Origin of the sequence: uncultured Subdoligranulum sp., assembly GCF_963931595.1 — a bacterium.
Classification (GTDB): Bacteria; Bacillota; Clostridia; order Oscillospirales; family Ruminococcaceae; genus Gemmiger.
Window position 1 is genome coordinate 2,322,126 of sequence record NZ_OZ007030.1, and the last position, 24,031, is coordinate 2,346,156.

At 51.6% G+C, this 24,031-nt stretch carries 28 protein-coding genes and 1 pseudogene; 21 read left to right on the forward strand and 8 right to left on the reverse strand.

The window, feature by feature from the left end; genetic code table 11:
- Window position 1 precedes the first annotated feature (1 nt).
- The 3 genes from ABGT73_RS11170 to ABGT73_RS11180 are packed head-to-tail and all read right to left on the reverse strand — an operon-like array spanning window position 2 to window position 2,360.
- Window positions 2-379 (reverse strand): hypothetical protein, encoded by a 378-nt coding sequence (locus ABGT73_RS11170; RefSeq protein ID WP_346669770.1) that lies wholly within the window; start codon window positions 377-379, stop codon window positions 2-4.
- Window positions 339-1,406, reverse strand: coding sequence for a helicase C-terminal domain-containing protein (locus ABGT73_RS11175; RefSeq protein WP_346669771.1), 1,068 nt, complete (start codon window positions 1,404-1,406; stop codon window positions 339-341). The genes ABGT73_RS11170 and ABGT73_RS11175 overlap by 41 nt, the downstream gene beginning before the upstream one ends.
- Window positions 1,407-1,436: 30 nt before the next feature.
- The gene (locus ABGT73_RS11180) at window positions 1,437-2,360 is read right to left on the reverse strand and encodes a hypothetical protein (protein ID WP_346669772.1); all 924 of its coding nucleotides are present in this window, start codon (window positions 2,358-2,360) and stop codon (window positions 1,437-1,439) included.
- Window positions 2,361-2,477: 117 nt separating this feature from the next.
- Here ABGT73_RS11180 and ABGT73_RS11185 point away from each other — a divergent pair, with 117 nt between their 5' ends.
- Window positions 2,478-2,735 carry a hypothetical protein gene (locus ABGT73_RS11185; protein ID WP_346669773.1) on the forward strand — a complete coding sequence of 86 codons (258 nt, stop codon included), beginning with the start codon at window positions 2,478-2,480 and terminating at the stop codon, window positions 2,733-2,735.
- Between the two features lie 88 nt (window positions 2,736-2,823).
- On the opposite strand, the gene ABGT73_RS11190 is transcribed toward ABGT73_RS11185, so the two are convergent.
- Window positions 2,824-3,144: a DeoR family transcriptional regulator gene (locus tag ABGT73_RS11190; RefSeq protein ID WP_295475287.1), complete on the reverse strand. Its 321-nt coding sequence runs from the start codon at window positions 3,142-3,144 to the stop codon at window positions 2,824-2,826.
- A 278-nt stretch (window positions 3,145-3,422) separates the two neighbouring features.
- Here ABGT73_RS11190 and istA point away from each other — a divergent pair, with 278 nt between their 5' ends.
- From istA to ABGT73_RS11225, 7 genes and pseudogenes are all read left to right on the forward strand, one after another.
- On the forward strand, window positions 3,423-4,736 hold the full coding sequence (gene istA / locus ABGT73_RS11195) for an IS21 family transposase (RefSeq protein WP_346669774.1): 1,314 nt from the start codon (window positions 3,423-3,425) through the stop codon (window positions 4,734-4,736).
- Window positions 4,733-5,542, forward strand: coding sequence for an ATP-binding protein (locus ABGT73_RS11200; protein WP_346669775.1), 810 nt, complete (start codon window positions 4,733-4,735; stop codon window positions 5,540-5,542). Before istA ends, ABGT73_RS11200 begins: the two co-directional genes overlap by 4 nt.
- 377 nt (window positions 5,543-5,919) lie before the next feature.
- Window positions 5,920-6,024, forward strand: a pseudogene (locus tag ABGT73_RS11205) (helix-turn-helix domain-containing protein); the annotation flags it as partial.
- Between the two features lie 114 nt (window positions 6,025-6,138).
- On the forward strand, window positions 6,139-6,879 hold the full coding sequence (locus ABGT73_RS11210) for a helix-turn-helix transcriptional regulator (RefSeq protein ID WP_346669776.1): 741 nt from the start codon (window positions 6,139-6,141) through the stop codon (window positions 6,877-6,879).
- Window positions 6,880-6,886: 7 nt separating this feature from the next.
- A complete protein-coding gene (locus ABGT73_RS11215; RefSeq protein WP_346669777.1) occupies window positions 6,887-7,396 on the forward strand; it encodes a hypothetical protein in 510 nt (169 codons plus the stop codon).
- A 132-nt stretch (window positions 7,397-7,528) separates the two neighbouring features.
- Window positions 7,529-8,599 carry a BTAD domain-containing putative transcriptional regulator gene (locus ABGT73_RS11220; RefSeq protein ID WP_183776675.1) on the forward strand — a complete coding sequence of 357 codons (1,071 nt, stop codon included), beginning with the start codon at window positions 7,529-7,531 and terminating at the stop codon, window positions 8,597-8,599.
- A 423-nt stretch (window positions 8,600-9,022) separates the two neighbouring features.
- Entirely contained in the window at window positions 9,023-9,493 is a 471-nt protein-coding gene (locus ABGT73_RS11225) for an RNA polymerase sigma factor (RefSeq protein WP_040918711.1), read from the forward strand.
- Between the two features lie 159 nt (window positions 9,494-9,652).
- On the opposite strand, the gene ABGT73_RS11230 is transcribed toward ABGT73_RS11225, so the two are convergent.
- From ABGT73_RS11230 to ABGT73_RS11245, 4 genes are all read right to left on the reverse strand, one after another.
- Entirely contained in the window at window positions 9,653-10,102 is a 450-nt protein-coding gene (locus tag ABGT73_RS11230; RefSeq protein ID WP_007048418.1) for a hypothetical protein, read from the reverse strand.
- Window positions 10,103-10,121: 19 nt separating this feature from the next.
- Window positions 10,122-11,573, reverse strand: coding sequence for a LuxR C-terminal-related transcriptional regulator (locus ABGT73_RS11235; RefSeq protein WP_346669778.1), 1,452 nt, complete (start codon window positions 11,571-11,573; stop codon window positions 10,122-10,124).
- Between the two features lie 292 nt (window positions 11,574-11,865).
- The gene (locus tag ABGT73_RS11240; protein ID WP_040918713.1) at window positions 11,866-12,381 is read right to left on the reverse strand and encodes a hypothetical protein; all 516 of its coding nucleotides are present in this window, start codon (window positions 12,379-12,381) and stop codon (window positions 11,866-11,868) included.
- Window positions 12,382-12,781: 400 nt separating this feature from the next.
- Window positions 12,782-13,021 (reverse strand): hypothetical protein, encoded by a 240-nt coding sequence (locus ABGT73_RS11245; RefSeq protein ID WP_346669779.1) that lies wholly within the window; start codon window positions 13,019-13,021, stop codon window positions 12,782-12,784.
- Window positions 13,022-13,071: 50 nt separating this feature from the next.
- On the opposite strand from ABGT73_RS11245, the gene ABGT73_RS11250 reads away from it, so the two are divergent.
- The 13 genes from ABGT73_RS11250 (at window position 13,072) to ABGT73_RS11310 (ending at window position 24,029) form a co-directional block, all read left to right on the forward strand.
- Entirely contained in the window at window positions 13,072-13,410 is a 339-nt protein-coding gene (locus tag ABGT73_RS11250) for a hypothetical protein (protein ID WP_147644588.1), read from the forward strand.
- A 184-nt stretch (window positions 13,411-13,594) separates the two neighbouring features.
- On the forward strand, window positions 13,595-14,134 hold the full coding sequence (locus ABGT73_RS11255; RefSeq protein ID WP_007048424.1) for an FHA domain-containing protein: 540 nt from the start codon (window positions 13,595-13,597) through the stop codon (window positions 14,132-14,134).
- 3 nt (window positions 14,135-14,137) lie between these two features.
- Window positions 14,138-15,070: a GGIII-like transmembrane region-containing protein gene (locus tag ABGT73_RS11260; RefSeq protein WP_330033913.1), complete on the forward strand. Its 933-nt coding sequence runs from the start codon at window positions 14,138-14,140 to the stop codon at window positions 15,068-15,070.
- Entirely contained in the window at window positions 15,070-16,395 is a 1,326-nt protein-coding gene (locus tag ABGT73_RS11265) for a trypsin-like peptidase domain-containing protein (protein WP_346669780.1), read from the forward strand. The genes ABGT73_RS11260 and ABGT73_RS11265 overlap by 1 nt, the downstream gene beginning before the upstream one ends.
- A gap of 6 nt (window positions 16,396-16,401) precedes the next feature.
- Window positions 16,402-16,728, forward strand: coding sequence for a hypothetical protein (locus ABGT73_RS11270; protein WP_346669781.1), 327 nt, complete (start codon window positions 16,402-16,404; stop codon window positions 16,726-16,728).
- Between the two features lie 14 nt (window positions 16,729-16,742).
- Window positions 16,743-17,246, forward strand: a complete 504-nt coding sequence (locus ABGT73_RS11275) for a DUF3592 domain-containing protein (protein ID WP_345941853.1) — start codon at window positions 16,743-16,745, stop codon at window positions 17,244-17,246.
- A 64-nt stretch (window positions 17,247-17,310) separates the two neighbouring features.
- Window positions 17,311-19,611, forward strand: coding sequence for a serine/threonine-protein kinase (locus tag ABGT73_RS11280; protein WP_346669782.1), 2,301 nt, complete (start codon window positions 17,311-17,313; stop codon window positions 19,609-19,611).
- Between the two features lie 5 nt (window positions 19,612-19,616).
- Window positions 19,617-20,162: a hypothetical protein gene (locus ABGT73_RS11285; protein WP_346669783.1), complete on the forward strand. Its 546-nt coding sequence runs from the start codon at window positions 19,617-19,619 to the stop codon at window positions 20,160-20,162.
- 81 nt (window positions 20,163-20,243) lie between these two features.
- Window positions 20,244-20,687: a DUF3592 domain-containing protein gene (locus ABGT73_RS11290; protein WP_346669784.1), complete on the forward strand. Its 444-nt coding sequence runs from the start codon at window positions 20,244-20,246 to the stop codon at window positions 20,685-20,687.
- A gap of 77 nt (window positions 20,688-20,764) precedes the next feature.
- Window positions 20,765-20,899 (forward strand): hypothetical protein, encoded by a 135-nt coding sequence (locus ABGT73_RS11295; RefSeq protein WP_263040800.1) that lies wholly within the window; start codon window positions 20,765-20,767, stop codon window positions 20,897-20,899.
- On the forward strand, window positions 20,896-23,049 hold the full coding sequence (locus ABGT73_RS11300; protein ID WP_346669785.1) for a serine/threonine-protein kinase: 2,154 nt from the start codon (window positions 20,896-20,898) through the stop codon (window positions 23,047-23,049). The genes ABGT73_RS11295 and ABGT73_RS11300 overlap by 4 nt, the downstream gene beginning before the upstream one ends.
- Before the next feature lie 37 nt (window positions 23,050-23,086).
- Window positions 23,087-23,398, forward strand: a complete 312-nt coding sequence (locus ABGT73_RS11305) for a hypothetical protein (RefSeq protein ID WP_346669786.1) — start codon at window positions 23,087-23,089, stop codon at window positions 23,396-23,398.
- Between the two features lie 13 nt (window positions 23,399-23,411).
- On the forward strand, window positions 23,412-24,029 hold the full coding sequence (locus ABGT73_RS11310) for a zinc ribbon domain-containing protein (RefSeq protein WP_007048434.1): 618 nt from the start codon (window positions 23,412-23,414) through the stop codon (window positions 24,027-24,029).
- Window positions 24,030-24,031: the final 2 nt, after the last annotated feature.

The following is a 24,031-nucleotide window of genomic DNA, read 5'->3' on the forward strand; positions in this document are numbered from 1 at the left end:
CTCACACCTCCGAATCGTAATTCGGAAGAACCATCCAGTGTCGGTCCCCCGGCTCGATCCAACCGCACTGGACACCGAAAGTGTGCACACCATACTGCAGCAAAGATGCGAGCAACCCTTCCAGTTCGGGTCGGCCACAATGTAAATGGTTGATATCCACCACGATCAAAACGTCTACCTCATCGTTTGCAGCTGCGTGAAGTAAATCCATTACCCCAGGGCGCAGCGTCAGCGGTTGTTCTTCGGTTCCTGCCTGAGCGTACAACTCCTGTACGCAAGGCCAGCGCAGCTTACGAAGTGCTTTACGGCAGATCAGAATCTGTTGCCGCAAGGTGAGATCACTGTTTCTGACTTCCTGGATGAAGCAAATTGCCCTCATGAAAATCAACCTCCTTAGGGAATCGGGGCTCGAAATAACTGGGATTTTTCTTTGATTGTAAAAAGCTCTGGATATCTGTTAGTTTGTCCGAAACCGGCATTTCCGGCAATGCGTCCAGCACTGCCCGATGGTAGCGCCCGCCTGGGGCCGCACGAGGGTCGAGGATTGCCACCACACAGCTATCCGTTTCAGTGCGGATGGCACGGCCAAAGCCCTGACGCAGCTTGATCTGCATTTCGGGCACGATCTCGGTCTGGATGTAACTGTGAAGATTGCCGTACTGCTTCCGCATGGTCTCTCCCAGTGGGTCTGGTACCTGAAATGGCAGCTTCACAATGATGAGCAAAGAGACCATATCTCCGGGGAAATCCACGCCTTCCCAGCACGCTCCACTGGCGAACAGGACGGCGTTGGGAAGTTGTTTGAAGCGTTCCAGATAGATCTGAGGGTTGCGCTGAGCCTGCAGTACAGGCACCGGGAACTTATCTTTCAGTTTTTCATAAACACGGCCCATCTGATCGTAGGATGTGAACAGCACCAACGTGTGTCCGTTGGCGGTGTTGATCAGCTCCTGGATCTGATGGGCCACGCGGTCCGTATTCTGTTTGTAAGGGACCTTCTTCCTGTGTGTCGCTGGAAAATAAAGCAAACAGTTTTCGTCGTAGCGAAACGGGGATACGATGCGCAATGTGCGCAATGATGTTCCTCGATTCAGACCGAATTGTTGCTCCGTATGGGTGAAATCCTCTCCCACCGCCAGAGTCCCTGATGTAAGGATGGCAGGCTTATGCTCCCTCCAGAGAGCGTCATAGACGCACCGGGGCAGATCAAAAGGCACTGCACACAGATCAATGGCCAGGGCCCCATTTTCCTGATGGTAATCTACATAGCGAACAAAGGTTGTATCTCTGCGAAGGAAGAGTGAAATGAGTTCTTGAACATCGCTGAGTTTATTACGCAAAACGGGCGGTACTTCCCTGTTCTCCAGCTTGAGGATTTCCTGAATTGCTTTGTCCAAATGCTGCAAGGAGGCGGATCGCTCATCTGTCAAGCAAAATCATTTTTCCCTTTCCGATTCGTCCTCTGCAGGCGCAAATGCTGTCAGAAACGCCATCCTTGCACCACGGAGCTTCTGGGCTCCCAATGTGCAATGGCTTGCGGTCAGGATTCTTTCAAAATGAAGCAAGTCCGACGAACGAATCCGCCGGGTGTTCATTTGATGAACCGTTTCCGGCAATTTATGGGCCTCATCGATGACCAGTGCCTGATAGTCTTTCAGCAGGGGCTTCCACCCGTTTTGCCGGTGGGCTGCGTCTGCCAGCAGGTAATTGTGATTGCAGACCTGAATGGTAACCGACACACCGTTGGAATCTTTTAAATACTGTCGATACCGGCAATCGGAGTGCAAGATACAGCTGCGGCTGCAGCGCTCCGGAACACAGATCAGACGGCGATCATGACGAGATATTTCCGGCAAAAGATCCAGGTCCAAGCATTGGTTGGCAGCGCGCAATGCGGCGGCCCTTCTGCGGAACCGTTCGCCGCGAATGCCGATCTGCTTTTGTCGAATCAAGAGCCGCCTATCACAAGCAAATCGTTCTTTTCCTTTTCGCAGCACAGCACAAATAGGGTTCTGGATGTATCCATTTTGTATTAAAACGTCCGATAAAAACGGTATGTACTCGGTAAGAATAGCGCTTTGAAGGGCGACACTGGCGGTGGAAATCACCACTGGGCGCTGCATCTGTCGTGGCCTTTGCAGCTGCCACAGCACGCAGGCAACCAGGTAGGCATAGGTCTTTCCCAGCCCCACACCGGCGTCACACAGGGCCACATCCAGGCCAAACAGGGCGTCCAGCATCATGTGGCACAGACGGATCTGGCCTTCGCGTGTGATCATTCCTCTGGCTGGAAAAAACTGCCGGAAAATCTGTTCTACCTGTCGGTGGGCTTTCTCGTAACCGGTTTCCGGGTTTGTCATAGAATCATCTCCTCGTTTGAGTTGATGGCAAAATAATACGGCGCAGTGGCTTGCACTGCGCCGCACGGGTTCGACATCAACACATGGGGCTGTTGATGTTCAGGAAAAGAGAATAACATGCAGAAATGCCATATTTGCAGCTCGCCCCCTGGCATCCGGGAACACGGTTCACTTTCGTTCGGCAAGCCGCTTGCGCAGCTTTCACTGGTGTTCCAAGGGTCTAAGGATTTCAACCCAAGGTCGGCCACCCCGTCTGACGTGCGGGGCAACAGGCGTATCATTATCTCCCTTGCAGATCATGGCGAAGCAGTTGCCGCTGCTTTTTCAGTAGAATGGATCGCTCGGTACAATCCCACCCATCTTGCTGAGTATTGATTGTACGTCATGGCGCTTCTCTGATTACGCTTCCTGTTCCGGGAACGTACCTCCGTGCTGGGTATTCAATTTTCAAGGTGCGATCTGATCAACCAGACCAAGCAAAGTCGTCCAGGATGCTTTGTAGTATTTCACTATCGGGTGAAGAGGTTCTCATCATTGCTCGTTGAAGCACCGCCACTTGCTTTAATGTTAAGTACCTCTTTGACAGATAATATCCGTCAGGCAATGCCACACCACCGCCGTGCCCCCGGGATATGATCAGTGGATAATCTTGTTCAAGTATTGTAATATCTCGCTGTATCGTATCCCAAGAAACGCCGAACTCATCGGCCAGATTTTGCATCGTATCCTTTCTTCTCAGACTTAGGAGTTCGATGATCTTCCTGCGCCGTTCATTCGGCTGCACCGTTTAGTACCTCCTTTCCGACTTGCTGGGTCAATCATACTCGTCAAATATCGCAACTTTTGCGACATTTGAAAAAAAAATTTAGCTTTCTGCAAAAAAGACAACTATAACAGGAATTATGCTAAATCAAGTCGATTGATATTCGGGTCGGGAGAAACTAACCTTCAAGTGTCGGGCGTTCGAGACCAAATTTAGTCGGAAAAGATAAAGCCACTACCGATGCTCTTTTAAATCCTGTACACTGGAAAGTGCCAACAACCCAGTGGAAAGGAATAGCGATGAAAGAGCAAAATGGTAATGGCTTTGCACCAAGTATAGCACAAGCCATAGAAGAAATGAAGGCGTTCCAGGGAGACTTCTTTTCCCTGGAACGTATCAACTTGGCCGAATTAGAACGACGAACCGGCGTATCTCGTAGCAGACTGCGCAGACTCAAGAAAAACAGCTTCCAAGATTTGCCTCGGAGCACCAAAGGCAGTAAACATACGGTCACAAAACTCAGCGGTTATACCGGCCTGTTGGACAGTTTGTTGCGCCAAGGAGTCAAGAACTCCTCTGTAGTGTTGGAGCGTTTGCGACAGGCCGGTTTTGAAGGCGGGGCAACCATTGTAAAAGAGTATATCGCCGCCCACAAACACCTTATTCCAGCCAAGCGCCAGTTGGTTGCGGCGCAGGGAAACCGTGGCCGCCGGTACGTCACAAAGCCCGGTGAAGCTTACCAGATGGATTGGGGATTCACTGATGTTCTGGATTACAATGGGCAGACCTACCGAGTTGCCTGCTTTGCTATGATTTGCCACCATTGCGGACAGCGGTATATTGAGTTCTTCCCCAACGCCCGGCAGGAAAACCTGTTTATTGGGATGATCCACGCTTTCCAGTACATGGGGATTCCACGCTATGTGTTAACCGACAATATGAAGAGTGTAGTGCTGCACCGGGATCTGGAGGGCCATCCAGTCTGGCAGAAAGACTACGAAGCCTTTATGCAGACCCTTACCTTCGAGACAAAACTTTGCAAGCCACGGCATCCCTTCGCCAAGGGAAAAGTGGAGCGATTGGTGCGTTTTGTGAAGGACAATTTTCTGGCTGGCCGAGTGTTCTGTGATCTTACAGACCTCAACTGGCAGGCGCTGGAATGGTGCAACAAACAGAACGGAACCTACCGCCGCACTGTGGATGGTGCGCCTCAAAAGATTCACGAAACCATATGTGGAGAACAATTGCGCATGGTTCCGGAGGATGCCGTCCGTTTCTATCTCTGTTCGGAAAGAAAGATCTCCTTTGACGGCTTTGTAAATTACGAGGGTCGGCGTTTCGGAGTCCCTTACAGCTATCCTGGCGCAACAGCCAGAGTGGAGCGCAACGGTGATTTGTTGCGCATCTATTCTGCCGATCTGAAGGTACTGCTGGCTACACATACTGTTACCTGGAGCCGCACCGACAGTTTCTGTGAAGGACAGTACGAATCCTTGGCGCAGCCAGAAGAATTTCCCACGGCGCCTGTACAAACACAGATTTTACAGCTTCCAAAATCCTCGCAGGATCTTTCCTTTGCCAAATTTGATTTTGACAAGGAGGACCAGATATGAAGGAAACAATCTTTGAGCAGGTGGCGTCCGCTGCTTCTGTTTTGAAGCTGGATCTTTCCGCGGAGGAATTCGCACTGTTCGCGGAAGACCAGGAATTCTCAGAGACTGGATTAGAAGCCGTGCAAATGCTCTTTTCCTATCTCAGCGAAAAGAAGCAGCAGACCACTATCCAGACTTTGTTGAAACTGAGCCGCCTTCCTACAAAGGTGCCTAAAACCTTTGAGAACTTTGATTTCTCACTGCTCAAGGGGAAAGATGTGGAGCGTCTGAAGGTTCTGGCGTCCTTGAATGCCATCTACTCTCACCGAAACCTAGCCTTTATTGGTCCGGCAAGTACAGGTAAAACACATCTGGCACAGGCTTTCGGCTACGCCTGCTGCCAGCACGGATTGAAGACCTATTTCATTAAGGCATCTGAACTCCGGGACCGATTCACGGCAGCCAGACGTTCCGGAAAGACCGATTCCCGCCTCAACGGTCTTGTGCGCCCCTCTTGCCTGATTATTGACGAGATTGGCCACTGTGCCTTTGACAAAGAGAATACCCGGCTGTTCTTTGACCTGATTGACCGGCGCTACAACAAAGAAGGCAGTTTCAATATGATCTTCACCAGCAACAAGAACCCCGCTCTCTGGCGCGAGGATTTTGAGGAAGACGCTACCTTGCTGTGTACGCTGGACCGCATCTTTGACGATGCTACTGTGTTTAAGCTGCGTGGTGAAAGTTTCCGGGGAAAGAAACTGGAGACCGTTTCTTTGCAAACAGGCAAGATACCTGCGGTTGAGCCGGTAGTGGCGCAGGAGTAACCAATTTATGAGTGCTGGGTTGTTGGCACTCTTTTTATTTATTCTGCTGGCTCCGACTTTTCCGACAAAAATTGGTTAAATACTCCCGACAAAATATGGTCGCGATCTCCCGACGCCAACATTGATGACGATTGTCAGGATGAAAATAACGTGGTATAGCAAATGATTTTGTCGAATAGCGCCGAATAAATGTAAAAACATTGTAACAAAAGCTGCCTGGTCGCCAAGACCAAGGCAGCTTTTGTTAGTTGTTCAATTTGAATTAGTGAAACTAGCCGATAGCATTTGGGAGGACTTCCCAATCTGCAACTATGATTACATAAATATAGATCGTTTCAATTCGTCTTGTTGAAGAATAATCAAATCAGGCCCAAAACTGTCATAAAGGCAAGAACATCAGCATGGAAACGCTGGTTCGTATCTGCGAAACCTTGAATTGTGGAATTTTGGATGTAATCGAGTTAGCGAATGACAATGAATAATGAAAAACGCACTGATTTCTGCGGTTGCAACCCGCTGTTGCGTAGTTGCAACCGTATTTTGGTGGTATGCTATCGGTAAAAATCGTATGCTGGTAGCGAAAGGAGGACACTGATATGACCTTTGGGGAAAAAATTCAAAAGCTACGAAAAGAAGCCGGACTGTCACAGGAGGAATTATCCTATCAATTAGGTGTGTCCAGACAGGCTATCAGCAAATGGGAACGGGATAATGGTTATCCAGAAACAGAAAAGATTGTTCGCATGAGCAAAATTTTTAACGTGACACTTGACTATTTATTGAATGAAGAAGGTACACAGGCACCGGAAGCTGCTGCGGAACAAGGAATATATGTAAGTCGGGAAATGGCAGATGGGTTTCTTTTGTACCAAAAGCGTAAATATCTTAAAATTTCGATTGCCGTAGGTATTATGGTTGGAAGCTTTGCACTCTCATTTATGCTATCAGATATTTCCATGCTCCTATTTATGCTGATATTGATTGCAGGAATTGTTCTCTTGTTCTCTGTCAAATTAACAGATAATCCATATAGAAAACTCTGGAAGGAACCACTGCTGTTTGACAAGACTGTAAAGGCGGAATTAAATACGGCATACGCAGAGAAAAAGAAATTCCTTCAACTATTTAACTTAATCGGAATTGCCTTAATTGCATTGGGCTTTCTATTTTTCCCCTTAATTGTTCCGGCAGAATTACTCTTTGCAGATACGATTGCTTTAGCTGCGGGAATGATCGTTGCAGGAATTGGAATTTTTTTATGTATTTATATGTCTGGCCTTGTTCGTGCCTATCGGCTCTTGATTATGAATGAAGCCTATCAGCAGAAAAGAAAGTGAGGATATTATGAAAAAATTACTAATTACATTCGTGGCAATACTGACACTTCTTTGCGGCTGCCAAGCCAACGGAAATACAAATGCTTCCGATTATGGAGATGATATTTCTAAAGCGCAGGAAATCGCTGTTATTTCTCCTGATACAGCGGAAGTTATTGATACGATTACTGATACAAAGGAAATTGAGGATTTTGTTTCAGCGCTGAATTTAGACCAATGGGAATTAAAAACGCTGCCAGATGAAGCGTCTGAAATCGGTTCTTTTGGATTAGCACAAGAGGGAACAATCAAACTGGGGCAGACGGACACCGATGGAACACTATATGATATTGCTACCATTACCCTATACAATGGAGCTTATATCAGTTTTGAAATAGGCGGTTTCGATATGACTTTTGAAGGGAGTGAAAAGGATGAGCACATATCAGAAGGAACACATGGAAATGGAATATGCCCGTCATTTTTTGAGAGCGCTGAAACTGCTGGAAGAAGCCCAGCGTGGCAACGAAGATCCTGACACACTGATCAACGGCTTATTACAGGCGGCGACAGAATTTTACGATGCAGACAGTCATATATTATCGAAGCGGATTGGGCGGCAGGCATTGGCCTGAGTACCTATGAGTGGTGCCAAAAGGGGATAGAGTACATGGGCGGCAAGCTGCAGTATCTGGAAATCAAAAATTTCATGAGATGGGTGGCCACACTCAAAAGGAGCGAACCGATGATCTTTACAGATATCGAGGAGCTGCGCAGGACAGTTCCGGCGGAATATGATTTTTTCACACAATACGGCGTTCGCTCCCTAATCGCCGTCCCCTTTTCCAAACGGCTGAACCAGGGTTATATCGGCGTAGATAACCCGAAGCGGTACGGCGCAGATCCTGCGTTCCTGTTCATAATCGCTTACGCTGTCGCCCAGGAATTAAATGAAATTAAACTGAATAAGAGCCTGGCGGCCGCAAAGCAAGCGCTGAAGCTTACTGCAGGGGAAGTGCGGATCAACTGCTTTAATGGGCTCACGATACATGGCAGCAAGGGAACGCTGTCCGAAAAGGATTTCATTTCTTCCCGCTGCTATACGCTGCTGTCGTATCTTGCGGTGACGGCTGGGAACCGGGCAACGGCAAATCAGCTTGCACTGATCCTGTGGCCGGATGAGTCCTGTGAGATCCCGATGAAATCCGTGCGGAACATTGCTTACAGGCTTAGATCGCTGCTTGGCTATGTTGGGCTGGAGGATTTGGTGGTCTATGCCAACGGCATATTCAGCTTCAATCCGGAAATCAAGGTAGTGACAGATGTGGGGTTATTCGAAGAACTATGTGACAGTATCGAGATGGAGAACAATCCGAAAAAGCGGTATCGGCTGTATGAAGCTGCCGTCGGACTGTATTCCGGGAATCTTCTGCCACGGTTGTCCGATAATATTTATTTTATCCCGAGTATTACATACTATCAGGGCCTGTATTTCCGGCTCGCCGGCCGGTATATAGAACGCCAGACCGAGTGTGGCGAGTATGTCTATGCGCACAAGGCGGCCAAAGCCGCACTGGCCTTTGACCCGTTTAACAGTAGCCTGAATATGCACTTGACCATACTGCTCTACCAGCAATCGGGAGCAGGAACTGCAAATGCCTTTTATACAGGAATCAAGCGGCATCTCACGGAGGCGCATATCCAGAGGATAAAACAAACATGTCCGAATATGATTATCTGACAGCCGGAGGTGAGCCTGAAATGAGACGCGGATGAGGCCAAAAATATGTTGCAGATGAGTCGCAGACGAGTCACGAGCTGAGACGCCCGCCTGTTAGTATAGATTTCCGTAGGTTAAAAACGCCGGAAATACAGCGCAGGCGGGTGGCTGTCCATGTATGCGAACCATACAACGCAAGCCGCCTTCCGACCGGGAGGGCGGCGTTTTTTCTTATCAGGCTTACGATCAGACCTTACAGGATTTTTGCGGCCATTTTATGCCACCCCACCGAACCGCTGCGATTCAAACCGCCCCATAGTGCCGCTTTGCGCCTACAGCAATCTTGCTGTGGGCGCTTTTGCGTATCATGGCGGATTTCATTGCCGAAGTCCACCGGTCAATCGTTTTGATTCACTCAAAAACGATTGATTGGAGGACAAAGAGATGGATGACAGGCATCCAAAGAGAAGAAAGGACAAGTATAACCCCTATACCCTGTCGATGATCGACGGGAAATGTTATCTATCTTTCAGGGACGGCCAGGGCGTACCACACAGGCTGGAACTGGATGTGAAGCTCTATGCCGTGTTTGACCGGTTTGAGTTGGACGATCTCTCCTTCCTTAACGAGCAGGAGAGGCACCTTGACTGGACCGAGCTGAACGAAGAGCTGCTGAGCCGTCGTTCGGCACAGGAGCCGGCCCCGGTGGAGGACGCCGTCTATGAATCCATGCAGACGCAGGCGCTCCGGGAGGGCGTCAACCAGCTGCCGGAAGTCCAGAAAAGAAGGCTGCAGATGTATTTCTTTGACGGGCTTACCTATGAGGAGATTGCGGTGCGGGAAGGGTGCAGCTATCAGGCGGTACAGAAGTCCATAGCGGCAGCTCTGAAAAAAATCCGGAAATTTCTGAAATAGAGGGTTGAGTTTTGTGTGGAAGGGGAAAGCGAACAAATGAAGCCAAACCCGAGGCTCCCTCTCGTTTGAAAAACGAATATAAATAAACCGGGCGTTCCCTGCTTACGCGGCCTTAGCTGCATACAAGCAAGGAACACCCGGCTTTTTCGATCTGCCTTTTTACTCCATCGCTTCCCTGTATTCCGGATATGTTTCCTGAATTTTCCGCGCCAGATCCCAGATCTCCTCGTCGCCGGAAAGCACATAGGATGTTCCGCCGGCGCCATGGAACCGGTTTTCATCAAACCAGAAGAGGCAGGTATCCCCATCCGCTGTCTCAAACTCCAGGATCCGGCTGTCTGTAGAGCCGCTGAAAGCTTTGGATACAATGGTCGTTTCCCGTAATGCCTGCAGGATTTCGGAGATGATTTCTTCATCCGTCGTTTCGTAGCGTCCCAGGATGTTATCGTTGTGACGATAGGTAAGCGCGACCGGCAGCTCTTCCAGCGACTGATCCAGAAATTCCTGCTGGCTTTCGGTACAATAGGCCCGAAGCGATGTGTCTTTTGGGGAACACCCCGCCAGTACGCACAATAATACCAGCAAAACAGCAATTTTAATCCTCTTCATCCGAACCCCTTTCTGGCTGTCATGGCCTGCGCTGTTTTTCTATGTAGAGCTGGTACAATCCCATGCGTGATTTTACACCCGCTTTCTCATAGATCGCTGCGATATGCCGCTGACAGGTTCGCCGGGATAGATACAGTCCATCTGCGATCTCCTGAATACTTTCCTCTGAATTGACCAGCTTGTCAAATACTTCGGTTTCCTTGGGCGTAAGGATAAACAGCTCCGACAAAAGACGGAACGCTTCCTGAGGGTCCAGGTCTGCCGGGATATCCTTGGGGGCGCCGGATGAAACCGGCATCCAGGCAGTATAAAGATAGATGACTACGCTGACGGCCACAAACAGGACCAGTGCCAGAATGATGGACGCCATGCCATTGCTGTCAGAAACAAGCAGCGCTACAGAGGCGTTGGCAAGCAAAGCGGCGCTCACGTTATTCATGGCGCGCCCCATACCGGCCCACAGCGCTGGCGTGGGCATATGGCGGGCAAAATCCAGAAAGCTGGTGGTGAAGAATACCACAAAAAATCCAGCCGAAAGATAAAATGCGATCAGGCCGATCAAAAACGGGCCGCCCAGCTTGAGTACTACCACACAGATGACGGACATCAGCATGACGCAGTACATCATCATGGTCATAAATTTCCGCTTTCGGATATCAAAAAGAAAGCCGGCAGAAAGGCCGCTTACCGCCAGCAAAAGCCGCGGCCATTGCCCGATGTCAGTGCCTGCTGCATGATGCATGGTGACCGCGTTGTCCAGCGTGCTGAAGATACATGCCATCAGGATTACAAGCAGTGCAAGGAATCCGCCGGCGGCGATCTTCTTTCGGGTTCCCTTCCCATCCTCCTCTATGGCCTCTATGGCGGGGGACTGGGGTTCTTCCGCTTCTGCATTTTCCTGGCGGCAAAGCCTTTCTGCCTTCAGTAACAGCGCTAACGCTACAAGGGCAAAGAGTGAAAGTATCAAGGCTTCCGCAGTTTCTAGATCCACAAGATTGTTATTTAGAAACTGCAGGAAGATCCCAAGGGCATAGGAGATACCAACCATACGCGCCAGATGCGTGCGATCCTTCGCCAGTTTGAAAAACAGGTAGTGGGCCGCGCTTCCCAATATCCCCAGAAACAGGAACAATGCCATTCCGGAGAGCAGAGTGGACGAATAAGAAACATGTTTTTGAACCAAAAAATTGCATACTGCCGCTGCTAGTGCAAGGATAAAAAGTCCAACGATTTGTACCCGCCTTTTCAAAAAGCGATGAAACAGCGGATAGAGCAAAAAACCGACAGCGCTTATTCCTAACGCGTAGTTTTGCGCAATCACCGTTTTTTCTTCCCCTGCCGTAAGCGAGATCATATTCACATATAGGTACTCGGCGCCAAGAAATAGAAAAGTAAAAATACCAAGCAGCAGAATCGCATAAATGGATTTTGGATTTGTGAAGCTTTTCTTTATTATTACCATACGTCCCATTCCACCCCCCCTTTCTCCGCAATGGTACAATTATAAACTATTATACTATAAACGGCATGGATTTTCAACGATTTCGGTCGGTTAGAGACTTTTTTCGCTGACGTTTTTGCGGAATATACAATCCTTCCTGTTTGACCTAAACCAGGGATTCTCCTGGATAAAACCGTATATTTTTGGAGCTGCGTTCCGCATCCGGGAACTACCGGTTTTTTGCGCCCGCACATGCCGTTTTACCGCGGCCACACGGTGTAGCTGCGGTAAACAAGGAAATATCCTGAATGAGAGAAGCTGTCTAGTAGGTGATATTGTGGACGTAAAAATAAATCAGCAGGGCGCCCAGCCCAGCGCCGCTTATCAGGCTTGCCCACGTCCAGAATAAAGACAGCAGAAGCCCCAGGAAAATAAACACGCAGAACACCACGACAAAAGCGTCTCTCTGGAAGAGCATAATGAATTTGATACAGGCGATCACAACCCCTGCCATCATAACGAGAGCCCCAAGAAGGGCCAGAACAAAAACATACACACCCGCCATCTGGAGAATTGAGATCAGGACATTAAAACCAAGACCTATCCCCGCGATCAGGCTGCCTACTTTGATGAGGCTGTCACGGGAAGCGCTGAACGCGCCAAAGAAATAGGTTGCGATTAACCCGTTGGAGCCAATGAGCAGCATGTTTACAATAATGACCCATTCTGCGCTTATGTAGTACGATGTGGAAACTGCCAAGCTAATAATGGCGGTGAGGGCAGTGAGGAACCCCCCGATGGCGCCAATGAGATGGTACGGCCTGAACCTTGCATACATACGATATATCCCCTTTCTGATCCTGCGTTCCGAAAAGGCCAGCTGAAGCTTTTTGGACATTCTGTGTCCTGGCCGGCCTTCCATCATGTGAACTTTTCGTTTTTTATCATAGCAGGAAGCTGGTGTTTTTAACAGGCCGCTTTAGCGCCAAACTAAAAAAACACTGTGGCGCACCTGCGCCATTTTGAGAAACGAAGCTTTGAGCGGAAAATTGAGGCCATCCACCCTGTACAGAGTGTAATACCTCTTAAGTTTACAGGACGTAGCAGGCCGCCTGTCATGATCGGCAATCCCTTTTGCACAATCAAGGTGTTTTGGAATTTTCACACAAAAAATAGATTGGCGCAGGTGCGCCATGCGTTTTTTGATAAATTGGCGCGAAAGCGGCCTGCACAGATCCTTAAAAAAACGATACAGTAAAATCATAAAAGGACAAAAAAAGAGTTTGGATCGCCTTTGGCGTTACAGACCGAGCGGCAAAGCGATTCATGAGACCAGGACAGAAGAAAGGAGGCACGAATGAAAAAAAGAGGGTCAGCAGTACTTCTGGCCGCCGTCTTTTTGCTGGTGGGGTGTGCAGCATCAGATCCTGCGCTTCCGGCAGAAACTTCGTCCCCGACAGAGACTTCGTCCCCGGCATACCAAGGGGACTCCCTTTTTGCTTACTGTACCGAAAGGCAGCGGGAGCTTTTGGAGCTGCCCCATGAGGAACTGCCGGTGGAACTGATCTTTCACCATTGGACAGAGACGGCGGCGGACTACGAGACAAGGGACGAAACGGTGATCGCCGGGGTCTTGCAGGCGCTGCGGGATGTGTCGGTGGAATCCGAGTCACCCATCGTCTCTACAGATACCCGGGGGCTTACATTTGTGACGGCGCAAGGGGATACCTACAGTTTCTGGTTTGATAAACGCCGGTTCGAAGGGGTGGATGGCAGGTGCTATGTCCTTTCCGGGGATGAAAAGCTTTGGGAATTGGTGTGGGGGATTCGGACAGCAGACCCAGACTATCAGGATCTGATGAGATAAGCGGTATTTCCCCATGATTTCTGCGAAAAATGCGGATTGGCGCAGGTGCGCCACATAATTTTTGGGAAATTGGCGCTAAAGCGACCTGCACAAATCCTGAAAAAGGCGCTACAGTAAGAACAGTAAAAAACCAAGGATGGTTTTGGATAATCCTTAAGATTTCTTTATCAGGAGGAAAACAATTATGAGACAGTGTGACAATGGCCATTTTTACGATGAATCCAGATTCGATAGCTGCCCCTACTGCCAGGAGGGCGCCGGGGTCGGAAAGACGGTTGCGGCCGGAACGGTAGGGAAGACCGTGGCTGCTGTGCCGGGAGGCGCTGCGCCGGAAGCAGACAGAGGCAAGACGGTGGGCATTATTAAAAAGAAGATCGGTATTGATCCTGCAGTAGGATTCTTGGTCTGTGTTTCCGGTCCCCATCGCGGCGCAGATTATAAGCTGGTAGCAGGCAGAAACTTCATAGGACGGGCAGCGGCGATGGATGTGGCCCTGGCGGATGACGATACCGTGTCCAGAGAAAGCCATGCATTGGTTACATATGACGCCAAGCATAACAGCTTTTCCCTTTCTCCCGGCCAGGGCAGGGGCATCACTTACTGCAACGACGAACAGGTGGAAATGGTACGCCCCTTAAAAGCCTACGATGTGATCGAGGTGGGAAAGAGCCAGCTTCTCTTCCTGCCCCTGTGCGGCGAGCAATTCCAGTGGAATGAGGAGTAAAGGATGGAGCGTGTACTTTCATGGTTAAACCAGCCGCTGTTTCCGGATACCGTCATCCGCGTCTGGATGGCGGTTGCGGCGGGCGCAGCGCTTCTATTGGCGCTGATTCTCGCCTTTTTCCTGATACGGCGGAAGAAGAAAAAGAAGCGGGGTGATCAGGCGGTGGAAGAACCGATTACGGAACGTCCGGAACCGCTGCCGGAACTGGAGCTTGCCAACCTACAGGGCGTTGGCAGCCGGGAAGAACAGCAGGACGCTTTCGGCATCTCCCGTATGGATCGTTATGAGGAAGACGGGCTGCTTGCTGTGCTGTGCGACGGCATGGGCGGTATGGCGGAGGGCGGCATGATCGCTGCGGAAACCGCCTCCCAGCTGATGGGAATCTTTCCCTGGACAGATGACAGCGATGTGCCCGGCTGGGTATACCAGCGAAGCGCCAGAGTCTATCAGCAGTTTCGCGGGCACGGGGGGACTACCCTGGTGGCGGCCCTGCTCAAAGAGAATCGCCTCTCCTTCTGGTGCGTAGGCGACAGCGATCTGTTCCTGCTCAGGGAAAACAAACTCTATGGGTTAAATGCCCGGCAGGAATTTAAGAACGATTTGATTTTGAGGGCACTGGACGGGGCGTTCCCCGTGGAGGAAGCGTTTCAAGATCCTCAGGCGGGAGCCCTTTCGGAGTACATAGGAAAAGAAGAAGTAACATGCGACTATACCCGTATGCCCTTTCTTCTCCAGCCGGAGGACGCGCTGCTGCTCTGCTCGGACGGCGTCAGCGATACACTGACCTTGAAGCAGATTCGGGAAGCCATGGCGCTCTCTTCCCAGGCGTGCTGCGACAAGCTGGAGGAGGAAATCCTGGCCGCCGGAAAGCCGGGCCAGGATAACTATACGGCAATCGCATTGAAATACCATGGGAAAAATGAGGAGGAATCATAATGGAAGCGAAAAAGTCATCGAGCAAGCAGGTTGTTGCCATCCTGCTGCTGGTTATTGGCCTGGCCGCCGGCGTGTTCGGCGTATTGGGCTTGGTAGGCGGGGGCGGTACGGACCCCTATGAGGCGCGCAAGAGCGTCGTCATGGTGTACTCCTATCTCCAGCTTACCGATGGTCAGTCCGCCGGTGCCATGGGCACTGGTTTTGCCATCGGGAAACCCGGCGAACCGGTGGAATATATTGTGACCAACGGCCATGTGGTGGAATACGGCTATATGGGTCCCAAAGTATATGCGGAGCAAGCATCTTCGGCAGGCGTGCAGGTATACTTCTCTGCAGCGGAAAATGATTATGTTACAGCGGAGGTGGTCTATTATTCTGCTTCCAATGAGAAGGATATTGCGATTATCAGATTGCCGTCAAAGACGGATAAACGAGAAGCCATTCCCATCAGGGACGCAGATGATGTTGCTGTCGGCGACACCGCTTTCGCGCTGGGGTATCCGAGCGTGGCAAGCCAAAGCCAGCAATTCAACACCTACGACGAGGATGACATTACACTGACCAAGGGGATCATCAGCAAGCGCACTAAGCCGGCATGGAGCAGCTACGACGCGTTTCAGATGGATGTATATATCAATCACGGCAATTCCGGCGGCCCGTTGGTAGATGAACGGGGAAATTTGATTGGAATCAACGCTTCCGGCGCAGTGGATGAGCAGGGCAAGAGCGAAGGCGTAAACTTTGCCATTACCTCTGCGGAATTAATCAAAGCTCTGGACAGCGAAAGAATCGAATACACCATGGCAGGCGGCGGACTCTCCTGGACCCAGCCCTGGTTTGCCTATGTGTTCCTGCCCATCGGCGTGCTGGCGCTCATCGGCGGCATCATCCTGCTGGTAACGTCCCAGAAGGGCGTACAGGGGGCTCCGGCACCTGCCGGCGCTGCCGCAGGTATGGGATCTGGAAAAGCGCCTGCAAGAGGCGGCCGCGGCCCTGTGGAAAAACGGGCTGTGCTGCGCGGCGTGACAGGAAAATACTCTGGCCAGAGCTTTGACCTGTTAAAGGGCAAGGTGGTCATCGGCCGAGACCCGGCAACCTGTAACATCGTATTCGATAAAAACACGCCGGGTATCAGCGGGCGGCACTGCCAGGTGGTCTACGACCCGAATGAAGACTGCTTTATCATCACCGATCTGGGATCGTCCTACGGCACGTTCCTGGGCAACGGCAAAAAGCTGACGGCGAATGTGGCGGAAAAATTGTCGACCGGGGACACCTTCTACCTGTGCGACAACGCCAACCGGTTTGTGGTGAGCAAGGAGTAACCCGTTATGGCAGGGTATTGTTTAAAAAACGGAAGAATCCAGGAAGCGAGGGGAGAGGACGCCGCCGGTCGGGAACTGGCGGCTGTCTTCCACCTGACTGCAGACGGTGAAATGAAAGAACTCCACGAGTTCCCGGCGCTGTCGGAAGGTGAAGGGGCGCTGGCGTATGCGGGCGAGTTTTACATCGAACCCCTGGAAGTGCAGATTGAATTTCTAAAAGCGGCCAATGCGGAAAAATGGCTGGAGGCGCTGGTCTTGCGGCATGTCGACCGGGTGCGGCAGGTATCGGAGGAACTCTTTGTCATAGCTGAGATAAAATCGTTTGGAGCATGAATGCAACGGACGCGATGGGGGATATTTTGTTGTTTGCCCTTGGAGTATGTTTGTTTCTCTTCGGAATCATTTTGGCATTCTGTCGGACTGTACGGTCAAAGCGTCGCTGCCGGAGAAGAGTGAACGCCGTCATCTGCGATGTGGACGTCAGCTGGACAGACGACGATTTCACCGATTTCTTCATTACCAACTATAAATACCATCCGGTCTACCAGTACACATTGGATGGACAGGAGTATCGGGTAGTATCCCGGGTAGAGTATTCCAAAAAGGACGAAATCAAAGTCGGTAGTTATGAGGTGCTCTTTGTGGATGAAAAGAATCCCCGGTACTTTTCCTGCCCCTCTGAGAATAGGGAACGTGTAATCAGCGCCCTTATCTGGTCTGTGCTGGGAGTTGCCTTTGCACTTTTTCCTTTAGTGGGCTGGGGCGGGTGGATCGGGCTTCTGGTGGCGCTGGGATTGCTCCTGCTGGGTGATCTGTGTTACGATGCCTGGTCCAAAAATCGGAAGGAGTGACTGTATTTTGCTATCAAAATACATCGTTTTATACTTAAAATACATTGCTTGAGGAGGTGGGAGAATGAATCCGGAACGTGTTTGTTATGGCTGTTTCGCGGAAAAAGAACCGGGGATTCCATGCCCCCGATGCGGATTTAATGAGAACGACGAGCAGCCCTATCTTGCGCTGCCCCTGGGTACGATCCTAAACGGGAGATATCTGGTAGGAAAGGTGCTTGGCATTGGCGGGTTCGGTATCACCTATCTGGGATACGACCTGACACTGGAGATCAAGGTTGCGATTAAAGAATATATGCCCTCCGCCCTGGCCACAAGGCATCCGGACCACTATAGTGTGGCGCTGACCGGACGGGTGGAGGAGGATTACCAGTACGGTATGGAGCGCTTTTTGGATGAAGCGAAGATCCTTGCCAAGCTGCAAAACACCCCGCATATCGTATCGGTGCAGAACTATTTCAAAGAGAACGGCACCGCATACTTTGTGATGGAGTACATAGACGGTATGAGCCTGAAAGCCTACCTGGCAAAAAACGGGGATAAGATCCCCTATAACCAGGCGATTGCCATTCTGCAGCCGATCATGGAAGCGCTGGTTCAGGTGCATGCGCTGAACCTCCTGCACCGGGACATCAGCCCGGACAATATCTATATCACATCCAAAGGCGAAAGCCGTCTGCTGGATTTCGGCGCGGCGCGGTTCGCACTGGGGGACGGCAAGAGCGTGTCGGTCATCTTAAAACATGGCTACGCGCCGGAGGAACAGTATTCCAGCCACGGCAATCAGGGACCGTGGACGGATGTTTACGCCATGGGCGCTACCCTGTACCGCTGCATTACCGGGCAGCTTCCGCCAGATTCGGTGGAACGGATCCATGGGGATACCATGAAAAGGCCGTCGGAGCTGGGGTTCCGTATTCCGGCTAATGTGGAAAACGCCATCATGAAAGCGTTGGCGGTAAAAACCGAGGATCGTTTCCCCAATATGGAGGCATTCATCGGGGCACTGAACGGGCGCGTTTCCGTACAGGATCAGGTGGCGGCCAGTATCAGCCAGCGCACCCAGGCTACCGCTTACAGGCAGGAAGGCTACGGGCAGATTGCCTATCAGCAGCCCGCCTATAACGGCGGGGGTGCTGCGGCAGGAAAGCCCTCTGCGTTCTCCCGGTTCCTTTCCTATATGAAAGCCAATCCGGTGGTTGCCTGGGTTTCCGGCGGTGGGCTGCTGGCGGTGATCGCCCTTTGTATTATCCTTCCTATCGCGCTTTCCGGCGGAGGGGAAAAAAGGCCGACAGGAGGGGGCGGCGGTGGGAATACGCCTGTCATCAGCCAACCTACGCCTGTCATCAGCCAACCGCAGACGAGTAATCCGGAACCGACAACAGACCCAGAGCCTACTACAGAACCTCCAGCGGAAATGGTGGCGCAGGATCTTGGCATCCTCAACGCTACGATTGAGATCCCGTCGGATTATACGAGGGTTGAGGAGGAGACGATTTTTATCAATGAGGCTAAAGGCTGCGGTATGATGATGGATTATGGTTGGAACATTGACGGACCCATCTACTCCCTTGCCGATGTGGAATCCCAGAGAGAAGCTATTGCCGCCATCCTGATGCAGAACCTGTTTGAAGTTTCGGATTATCAGATCCTTGCTGCCGGACCCGATCAGGTGGGAAGCGCAGGCGCCTATCAAATCTATCTTGAAGGCACCGACAGCGAAGGCGTCTCCAACGAAGTGGTCATTATGGCGGTGGAGGGGTATGATTTCGGCTGTTATTTCATCATCACGAGCTATCCCAAGGGGGACAAAGCCGCCGAAGCGGAAATCCATTCCATTATCCAGTCCTTTAAGAGCAACGGTGCGCCGGAGACAACGTGCAAGATGTACTATGGCTCTAAGAGCGGCGTCAAGGTGATTGTGGACGATGCCGTGGCAGCAGGACGCGTGATGGACACGACTGTTAACCTGGGAGAGGCCGGAGCGGCGGCCGAATTGGTTATTTACCCAACGGACGCGGCAATGGAAGCCGGCTTTGGGAGCGCTACGCCGGACAGCGGGATTGTGGAAATAGGGAATGCCGGCCAGCTGGGAATGAGCAGCCCGGAGGAGGTCTTGCAGTTTCAGAGAGACGTGGCGTCTAGCGCGGGCGTTTCCGTAGGTGAAACATACACGTCGCAGTCGGGCGGTGTGGAATGGCTGTGCATGGATTGGACCATGAATGAATTTACGTTCAGTGTTGCCTCCGCCATGATCGACGGCAAGTGTTACGCTGTTAGCTGCATGTTCAACAGCTCCAACAAAGATGCGGTTGTCGCTTTGCATCAACAGGCCATGGCGTCCGTCCGTGCATGGGAGGGATAACCAGCATGGAAGATCTTATTCTAATTCTCGTTCTGAGCGGCATCGGCCTTGTCACGCTTCTGGTTTCCGTCTGGCTGTTCTACAGGAAGAAAAGAAAAACGACGGAGAAGAAGAGAGCCTGCACGGCGGAATGCCGGGCGGCCATTGTGGACGCAGTAAACTATCATGTCAAAAGTAAGTATCGTCTGGCAAAGGCCGCGGGGGCTGTTTCCGTGGCTCATCTTCTCAGCGGTGCAGGCGGCTCCGTTGGGAAAATGGCTTCCCTGGGGGTGAAAACGGCGACGCTGGGACTCTACTATTATCCCGTGTACCGGTATATCTACCGGGGAGAGACCTATGAACAGATCGGCGATGTCCCGGCAATGGAGGAACAGGCCCGGAAAAAGGTGGGAACGGAGCTTACGCTTTTTATCGATCCGGCCAAACCTACCAGCTTTTACTGCCTGGAGGAGGAAAAGGGTTACTTTCAGCAGCGCCTTGCCTACCTGATCGTCGCTCTTCTCGTCATTGCGGTTTTGATTATGATTGGAGTCATGTGGCTAACAATATAGCTTCAGTGCCTGCCGCAGCGAAACCTGCGGCAGGCGGTTTTCCTAAAAAAGATTGGTGCGGGCGGAAAGGAGGAGGAGCGTATGAATTTTGCAGAGGATATTGCGTGGATTCTGATTGTATGCGCGATAGTATATCCGCTTTGCGCGATATTTTTCGTGCCTGCCCACTTTTACAAGAAAAAGACGCAGAGAGGGAGCGGCTGCACGGTTTTTCTAAAAGCGACCGTCATCGAACCGCTGAGGATTCGGATCAAGCATTCCTACCATTATTTTATGATATACCAATACGAGTATATGGGCTACGTCTATCAAAAAAACACCGGCATCGATTTGGCCTATCATCAGGCGCAGAAGAAGATCGGAACTGAGGTGGAGATTTACATTGACCCATCTGATCCGGAAAAATACTTCTGTCCCGCCGATGTCAAGATGTATCGGATGACTCAGATCTGCCTTCTGTGCTGCGGGTGGCTTTTTATTGTGGGAACGCCCATCTTCTGTTTTATATTAGAGTATTTATATTAGAGTTATAGATTGCGACGATCCAAGACGCTGGGGCCGTATTCTGTTCGGTTTGTCTGGAGGAAAGGGAGAAACAGCCCTTGATTGAGGAGATGATGAATGTCTTTCCGTTCATTCTGGAAGAGCTGGGTATGATCGCGTTGATGGAAGTGGTTTTTCTGCTGTTGCGGGTGAAAGGCCGGGGCGCAAGTACAAAGAAGAGGAGTGAAACATGAACTTGGAACATATCTGCTATGGCTGCTTTCAGGAAAAGCCGGACGATTCCCCTGTCTGCCCCCACTGCGGGTTTAATGCGGAGGAGGAGCAGCCGTTTTTGGCGCTGCCCATGGGCGCACTGCTGAACGGCCGCTACATGACCGGAAAGGTCCTGGGCGTGGGCGGGTTCGGCATCACCTATCTGGGCTATGACCTGACGCTGGAGATTAAGGTAGCCGTCAAGGAATATATGCCCTCCGGTCTTGCTACCCGGCATTCCGATAAGTACAGCGTGGCACTGACCGGACGGGGCCAGGAGGATTATCAAAACGGCATGGAGCGCTTTTTAGAGGAAGCGCGGATCCTTGCCAAACTGCAGAATACGCCGAACATCGTGTCGGTGCAGAATTATTTTAAGGAAAACAACACGGCCTATTTCGTGATGGAATATATCGACGGCATGAGCCTGAAGGCATACGTTGCATCCCAGGGCGGGAAGATTCCCTATGACCAGGCGCTGACCATCCTGATGCCGGTGATGCAGGCGTTGACGCAGGTTCATGCCCTGAACCTGACCCACCGGGATATCAGCCCGGACAACATCTCCATTACCTCCAAGGGGGAGAGCAAGCTGCTGGATTTCGGCGCGGCCCGGTTTTCTATTGGGGATGAAAAAAGCGTGTCGGTCATCCTGAAACATGGCTACGCGCCGGAGGAGCAGTATTCCAGTAAGGGGAACCAGGGGCCGTGGACGGATGTATACGCCATGGGCGCCACCCTGTACCGCTGCGTGACCGGGGAGCTGCCGCCGGATTCCATCATGCGGGTCCATAACGATACGCTGAAAAAGCCCTCGGAGCTGGGCGTTCCCCTGCCTCCGCAGGTGGAACAGGCGATCATGAAGGCGCTCGCGGTAAAAGCGGAGGATCGTTTCTCCACCATGGAGGCCTTTATTGAAGGGATTACCGGGAAAACCCCGGCGTCTTTCCATCACCGTACCATGGCTGTGCCATCCGGTCAAACGGCTGCAGGTTCTGATGGAAAGCCGGGGCTTTGGACCAGATTCCGGCGGAGCCATATCGGGGTACAGATCACGGCGCTGGTGCTGTGCGTTGCTGTGCTGGGTCTGGGCGTCTGGGGAGCAGTAGCGGGGATCGGTGCGCTGACCGGCGGGAAAGCAGAGCCGGGTTCTTCTGACGGACCATCCGGCACTCCTTTCGACATAACAGTGCAGGAACCCGAGGGCGTAGACGATGTCGTCTTGCAGGACTACGCCCAGGAGTATCTGAATATCACCATGGGGATCCCCCAGGGGTATGCAGAAACAGAGTCCGGCAGCGGCGCCTTCGCTTCATCGGATGGGAGCGCTACCCTGCAGGTGGGATTTTACGATAAGGACGCCGATTTTCCGGTGTATACTCTTTCTGATGTGGAGGAGAATGTTGAGAAGTATGTCCAGTATTATATCGGACTGCTGAAGAGCACCAATATCACAAAGCATGAGATCCTCAGCCGGGGTTACCGGGAGGGCAGTTCTTTGGACACCTACTTGATCCAGTTTTCTGCTACCGAAAGCGGAGGCACAACCATGGAATTTTTGGCGGCGTTCATCGAATGCCAGAATGGGTTTGGCTGCTACAATCTTATCGGCTCCTATCCTCAGGGGGATAAGGAAGCACAGGCAGAGATATACGCAGCCTTAGATTCTTTTCGGGCCAACGGGCCGGCTGGTACTATCTACCAGCGGTTTTATGACGAAAGAATCCCTTTTCAATTCCTCTATTTGGAAGATAAGGGTGAGATTGTGATCAATGTAGCCGGAGAAAACCAACTGGAGATGAGCAACAGTAAGATCGGCCTGGCGATATATTCCCAGTACTTGAGTAATGCGCAAAATAAGGAAACACTGTTGGATGCCATAGCAAACGAAATGCCGCATACTTCTGGTGTTGAACTGCGTGGAGCGCGTCGGGAAAGCAAGAGTGGCGGGATTGACTGGGTCGTTGATGGGTACACCATAACCGAGGAGGAGCAGATTGCCTATATGGATGTTTACGGCGGAGAGTTCGATGACTATGTGTTCCTAATTCTGGTAGCTGCGGAAGCAGAGGATGACCTCCTCGATGGACTGTTGCTAGATGTAACAAATACAATTCGTCCTGTTAAATAGGTGTACACATATGTTTCCAGAAGAAAGGAGAAAATAAGTGCTGAGTCTAAAAAGAAATGTCAACTGTCCCCGCCGCATGGCTGTGTACGCCGTCTTTGACGTGCTGGACCGGATGGGCTGCCAATACGAGCAGGCGCTGGTCGGCGATATCCAGGCGGAGGCGAAGGTGCTGGGGCATACCAGTGAGTACGCCTTTGCCGTGACGGAACAGACCATCAACACATCGATCCTCCATGTTTCCATGCTCCGTCCGGCAAGCGGCCTGAGTGAGGAGGAAAAACAGCTGGCAGTACGTTATCTGGCAGACAGCGTACTGCAGCATATCGATGAGGTACAGGCTTTAGAATGAGGAGGAAGACGAGATGGCAAATGAATCGAGAGTATTCCGGCTGCCTGCCGGCATGAGTACCCAGGTGGTGGCAAACGCGGTGGAGGCGTTCCTTTCATCCGCTAAGGGGATGGAGGTACAGAGTGCCGAAACCACAGAAGGCTATGTGGTGCAGGGCCGTCAGGAAAAAGACGGCTGGAAGACCATTGCCGGCATGAGGATGGCTACGACGGTGCAGATGATCCGGATGGATGACAACTTAAACGTCACCGTGGGTCAGGGCGAATGGTCGGATAAGATCGGCGCTGGCGTGCTGGGATGGTTTATCGCATGGCCGCTGGCGGTGACTGCCGGTGTGGGCGCCTACAAGCAGAAAAAGCTGCCGGAAGAGATTTTCCAGGTGATTGAGCAGTGCATCGTCTCCGGCGGCCGCTCGGTGGTGGTGCGAAACGCCGGGGCGGAACTGAACGCGGGTATGGTGGTTTGCCCCGCCTGCAAAACCCAGTGTGCGGCCGGCGCCAAATTCTGCAACAACTGCGGGGCGAAGCTGGAAAACAAATGCCCCCAGTGCGGGGCGGAGATACCGCCCGGAAGCCGCTTCTGCGGAGCATGCGGAGCACCGCTTTCCTCGCAGGGCGCTCCGGTGCGATAAAG

Bases quoted from the DNA above. Each gene is read 5' to 3' on its own strand.
- ABGT73_RS11290 (WP_346669784.1), top strand. From the start codon at position 20,244: ATGAATTTTGCAGAGGATATTGCGTGGATTCTGATTGTATGCGCGATA.
- ABGT73_RS11285 (WP_346669783.1), top strand. From the start codon at position 19,617: ATGGAAGATCTTATTCTAATTCTCGTTCTGAGCGGCATCGGCCTTGTC.
- ABGT73_RS11225 (WP_040918711.1), top strand. From the start codon at position 9,023: ATGGATGACAGGCATCCAAAGAGAAGAAAGGACAAGTATAACCCCTAT.
- istA (WP_346669774.1), top strand. From the start codon at position 3,423: ATGAAAGAGCAAAATGGTAATGGCTTTGCACCAAGTATAGCACAAGCC.
- ABGT73_RS11170 (WP_346669770.1), bottom strand. From the start codon at position 379: ATGAGGGCAATTTGCTTCATCCAGGAAGTCAGAAACAGTGATCTCACC.
- ABGT73_RS11300 (WP_346669785.1), top strand. From the start codon at position 20,896: ATGAACTTGGAACATATCTGCTATGGCTGCTTTCAGGAAAAGCCGGAC.
- ABGT73_RS11180 (WP_346669772.1), bottom strand. From the start codon at position 2,360: ATGACAAACCCGGAAACCGGTTACGAGAAAGCCCACCGACAGGTAGAA.
- ABGT73_RS11280 (WP_346669782.1), top strand. From the start codon at position 17,311: ATGAATCCGGAACGTGTTTGTTATGGCTGTTTCGCGGAAAAAGAACCG.
- ABGT73_RS11245 (WP_346669779.1), bottom strand. From the start codon at position 13,021: ATGCCGGGGACGAAGTCTCTGTCGGGGACGAAGTTTCTGCCGGAAGCG.
- ABGT73_RS11270 (WP_346669781.1), top strand. From the start codon at position 16,402: ATGGCAGGGTATTGTTTAAAAAACGGAAGAATCCAGGAAGCGAGGGGA.
- ABGT73_RS11200 (WP_346669775.1), top strand. From the start codon at position 4,733: ATGAAGGAAACAATCTTTGAGCAGGTGGCGTCCGCTGCTTCTGTTTTG.
- ABGT73_RS11240 (WP_040918713.1), bottom strand. From the start codon at position 12,381: ATGTATGCAAGGTTCAGGCCGTACCATCTCATTGGCGCCATCGGGGGG.
- ABGT73_RS11230 (WP_007048418.1), bottom strand. From the start codon at position 10,102: ATGAAGAGGATTAAAATTGCTGTTTTGCTGGTATTATTGTGCGTACTG.
- ABGT73_RS11265 (WP_346669780.1), top strand. From the start codon at position 15,070: ATGGAAGCGAAAAAGTCATCGAGCAAGCAGGTTGTTGCCATCCTGCTG.
- ABGT73_RS11235 (WP_346669778.1), bottom strand. From the start codon at position 11,573: ATGGGACGTATGGTAATAATAAAGAAAAGCTTCACAAATCCAAAATCC.
- ABGT73_RS11220 (WP_183776675.1), top strand. From the start codon at position 7,529: ATGGGCGGCAAGCTGCAGTATCTGGAAATCAAAAATTTCATGAGATGG.
- ABGT73_RS11310 (WP_007048434.1), top strand. From the start codon at position 23,412: ATGGCAAATGAATCGAGAGTATTCCGGCTGCCTGCCGGCATGAGTACC.
- ABGT73_RS11210 (WP_346669776.1), top strand. From the start codon at position 6,139: ATGACCTTTGGGGAAAAAATTCAAAAGCTACGAAAAGAAGCCGGACTG.
- ABGT73_RS11275 (WP_345941853.1), top strand. From the start codon at position 16,743: ATGGGGGATATTTTGTTGTTTGCCCTTGGAGTATGTTTGTTTCTCTTC.
- ABGT73_RS11255 (WP_007048424.1), top strand. From the start codon at position 13,595: ATGAGACAGTGTGACAATGGCCATTTTTACGATGAATCCAGATTCGAT.
- ABGT73_RS11185 (WP_346669773.1), top strand. From the start codon at position 2,478: ATGCAGAAATGCCATATTTGCAGCTCGCCCCCTGGCATCCGGGAACAC.
- ABGT73_RS11215 (WP_346669777.1), top strand. From the start codon at position 6,887: ATGAAAAAATTACTAATTACATTCGTGGCAATACTGACACTTCTTTGC.
- ABGT73_RS11260 (WP_330033913.1), top strand. From the start codon at position 14,138: ATGGAGCGTGTACTTTCATGGTTAAACCAGCCGCTGTTTCCGGATACC.